This window comes from Streptomyces sp. ATLC9 (assembly GCF_057196705.1).
Genome location: NZ_JBXUOY010000364.1, coordinates 1 through 4,401 on the forward strand (window position 1 = coordinate 1; position 4,401 = coordinate 4,401).

General features: G+C 66.1%; 2 protein-coding genes. Both read left to right on the top strand.

All coding sequences use genetic code 11. The features are described from left to right. Nucleotides 1–492: 492 nt before the first annotated feature. Entirely contained in the window at nucleotides 493–1,995 is a 1,503-nt protein-coding gene (locus AC2CJA_RS24635) for a lipase family alpha/beta hydrolase (RefSeq protein ID WP_484604884.1), read from the top strand. Further along, nucleotides 1,992–4,401: P-loop NTPase (locus AC2CJA_RS24640; RefSeq protein ID WP_484604885.1), on the top strand; the 2,410-nt coding region annotated here is incomplete at its 3' end. The genes AC2CJA_RS24635 and AC2CJA_RS24640, both read left to right, overlap by 4 nt.

The window sequence follows — 4,401 nt, forward strand, 5'->3', positions numbered from 1 at the left end:
ACACTCCGTGACTCGACACCTCGAAGCGTGGAGGACGGCCGCGTCGCACGTTCCCCGAAACAGAAGACCTCAGCAGGTCGGGTGACACGCGAGGTTAAACGCCAAGCTCAGTCCGCTCCTGCGGCGTCCGGCAGTCGTACTGTCGCCCCGCCACCGAGGAGGACTTCTGATGCGCAACGTGCGCCGACTCGTCCGGTCCTCCCGTGCCTGCTCCGATCGAGACCTGGCCGGCGGGCTGGGCAAGTGACGCCGGCAAGACGGCGGTGCGTGCACGGCGTCGAACAGGCTGCTGGAGACCTGCCACCTCGGCGTATGCATCCCTTTCGCATGCAAGGTAACTACTTGGTATCAGTGTGCCATTTTCTCCCCACTCAAGGGTCTACGGGGACGCTACCGTCGTCGCTCTGAGCAGTCGTCACTTTGAGGAAGACACGAGTCGGTGGGACACCCATCGGGTGGCGGCGGCAGGGCAGAGGGGGATTCGTGCGTGCCTTGACGCGCCTGAAGCATCTGGTGATCGTGGTGCCCGGCATCGGCGGAAGCACCCTGCGTACACCCGAAGGCGGGAAGCCGTGGGACAGCAGCCTGCGTCATATCGCTTCCAGCGCCATGCGGCCGTCCCGGCTCAGCCTGGGTGCCCACCCTGAGCTGATCCCACACGGACTACTGCGCCACATCCGCATCGCAGGACCGTTCGTCCTGCCCGGCTATCAACAGCTCACCGCCTCCCTGGCCAACACTTTCCCGGGCGCAAAATTCGACATCAGCCGTCCAGGAAGCGAACAAGACCTGGACGCGGACGTAGTGCTCTTCCCTTATGACTTTCGCGTCAGTGTCCAGCGCACAGCCAAACACCTCGCCGCAGATATCCACGCCCGACTGAAGGGCCTCAGCAACGAGGGCCGCACCCGCCGGGTTGTCGTGGTGGCTCACTCCCTCGGCGGACTGGTGGCACGTTACTGGCTCGGTCCGCTTGACGGTGCTCGGCACTGCGCCGCCCTGATCACATTGGGCACTCCGCACCGCGGCGCCCCGAAAGCCCTGGACGCGCTGGTCAACGGTCCCCGTGTCGGCCCTGTGCGCCTCACCGCACTCCGCGGTGAGTTGCGTGACTGGCCTTCCATATACGAACTGCTTCCTCGCTACCACGCAGTGCGACGTGCGGCTGATGGCGTCACCCTCTACCCCTACGAACTGGACCCCTCCACGGTCACCCAGTTGACGGATGCCAAGGCCCCCGGCGCCGGTGCATCCTTCACCCGCCGGGCCAAGGACGCCTTTGAAGTCCACAGGGACATCGAACAGGCGTGGACGGAGCTGTCCGCATCTGCGGGCTGCCCACCTGTCATGCCCGTGTACGCACAGGGACACGGCACTCCCCTACAGGCGGAACTGTCGGAGTCAGGAGAACTCACCGTCTCGCGGCGCCCCGCGCCATGGCTGGCACGGCAACGGGAAGAAGGTGACGGCACCGTCCCGTTCATCTCCGCCATTCCTCTTGAGCTGGACTTGGAAGACGGCGACACGGAGCAGGAGAAGAGAAGGCTGTCCTGGCGCCCCACCACAGAGACACATCTGGCGCTGCCCGGTGCGATCGTCGTCAACGAGATCCTCGAGCAGCTCTCCGGCTCGTCCGGCTCATCCGTGCGCGGCAGTGGTGAACCGGATCGTCCCTGGCTCGGTTTCGACCTGGACGAGACCGTACTGGCCGACCTGCCCTTCCGCGTCACGGTGCGCCTGCGCGGCACCGAACCCGACGAGCGCACCGCGATACGGATCCAGATCACCGCCGAGGACCCACGCGGGCACCGTACCGGCTGGCTGCCCTGCACTGCGGCAGGCGACGGCGTCGCCTGGTCGGCCGCGATCGACCCGCTGCCGGCGGGGCTGTACACCGTGGAGGCCCGGGCCACGGGAGTACCCCGCACAGGTCGGCTGTCCAACAGCGCGCCGCTGGGCGTCATCAACATCAGCAACAGGGAAGAGCAGACATGAACGGGGCATGGCCACGCTGGTCGGCGACACAGAACCCGAAGTCGCTGATCCAGTACGTGCAGCGCGACGCCGTGCAGCACTTGCTGCGCAAGAACTATGAAGATGGCCGGACGCCCAAGGCTCTCGGTCCCTCCGAGGACCCTGTGGACACGCGGGTCCGCGAGCTGTACGAGGTGTTCGCAGGGCAAGACATCACCTACGTAGACGAGCCCACCTCGAGCAGCTCCGGACTCCAGGACATCCGCCCACCGGATGTGGTACTCGACCGGCCCCGCTACGGCACCTGCCTGGACGTGGCCATCACGTTCGCCGGCGCATGCCTGCACATCGGGCTGCACCCGCTGCTGATCGTCCTCGACGGCGCTCTTCCCAGCGACCCGGCCCATGCCCTGGTAGCTGTATGGCGCGGTGGGAGCTGGTCCGGCGTCCCGGACCGTTCCTACCGCAGATATGAGGACACCGCAGCCTGGGACACGCTGCCCTCGAATTTCGCCGACGAGGTGGCGGAGACAGCCGGAGAAGACACTTCTGAAGAGTTCTTCGTCATCGATGTCACCGGACTCTCCAGCCGTGAGACAGCCGTCGACCCGCTGCGGCGGCGCCGGCTCTCCTGGGCCGAGGCAGTGCAGCACGGCGCGCGACTGCTGCACGAGGCCGGACCGCAACGGTGGCGCCTCACCCTCGATATCGGTCTGGGATACCCGCAGATCGACCCCTACCCTCCGCCCGGCCGCCCCGGGACTCGGGTGCTGACCGCCCCCTACCAGCCGACATCGGAAGATACCGGTCCGCTAGGTCCCCTGACTGCACGCCAGGACACCGTGTACTTCCAACAGCGCGATGAATTGGACTACCTCCACGACTGGTACCAGGCCCCGGACCCCGGGGAGCCACGTACGAAGATCGTCCTACTGCACGGTCCCGGCGGCTCCGGAAAGACCCGGCTCGCCGCGGAGTTGGCCCACCGACTGGCCCAGGAAGGCTGGTACACCGGTTTCCTGCTGCGTTCACCCGCATCCCGCGACCTGGAGTGGCTCGCCCGTGTCGCTCTACCCCTCCTCGTCGTCGTGGACTACACGGAGGAAGGCAAGGCAGAGGATGTGACCCGGCTGCTGCGCGAACTGGAAAACCGCAACCACCCCACCTGCTTGCTCCTGACAGCGCGTTCCATCAACTCATGGTGGGACGATGAGATCGAGCCCGAGCTCAAGCACATCCGGCACACGGTGCAGCGTCGGCCACTGTCTGCCTGCCATCCCCACCCGCCCCGCGTCTACCGCGCAGCAGTTCTCGCCTTCGGCGGTCCGCAAGCGGCAGCGCTCGGCACAAGCCCACCGCCGGACCCGCACTCCGACCGTTGGACGACTCTGGACCTGATCATGCATGGCTGGCTCGCCGCTCGGCAGGAAAATGAAATCCAGAACACGGCGGCGCCGGCGACCAAAAAAGAACTATATGACAAAGTCCTTCAAGCCGAGATCGACTACTGGAAGCGCTGCTACAGGCGCCAGAACATCGGCAGGGTAGGAAGGACGGTTGAAGCCCAGCTCCGCGAAGCCGGAGCCTGCCTCACCCTGCTTTCTCCCCGCGTGGAGCGTCTCAGCGATGTTCTTCGCGCGGTACACGGCTTGCAGGAGAACGTTCAGCGACGATCGGACATCGCGGACCTCCTCGCCGAGCTACTACCGGAGGCCGCGGAAGACGGCAGCTACGCCGTACGCCCCGACCCCGTAGGCGCACATCTCATCTCCGAGGTCTTCGGTGCGGACGAAAAGCTCTTCGCGAAGTGTCTAGCCATCGCCGAGGACGGCGAGGACTTCAGCGAGCGGTTCAACGTATGCGTCAACATCACCAGATCGAGCATGCCGGCGAGTAGTTCCCACAGCGACGAACTGGCCCGTCTGGCGTTGGACAAGAAACCAGATCTCTGGCGTCCGGCCTTTTTTGTCGCCGCACAGCAGGGAGGGCCTTTCGTCCAGGTACTGGAGGCCCTTGCGGAGCAGGCGGAAACTCCGCTCCCGCTGGATGAGCTTGCCAGGACTCTACCGGTTGGGCATTCCACGTTGCGTGGTCTGGCCCTTATCGCCACACGACGCTCCGAGCCCGGAAAAGCCGACTCAGCCTCCAATGACTCCCTCGCGGCGCGTGCCTCGTGGTTGAACAACCTCGCCATCCGGCAGAGCGAGGCCGGAGACCGCACCACCGCACTGACCACCGCCACCGAAGCCGTCACCCACTACCGCACCCTCGCCGAGGCCAACCCCGCCGCCTTCCTCCCCGACCTCGCCGGCTCCCTGAACAACCTCGCCATCCGGCAGAGCGAGGCCGGAGACCGCACCACCGCACTGACCACCGCCACCGAAGCCGTCACCCACTACCGCACCCTCGCCGAGGCCAACCCCGCCG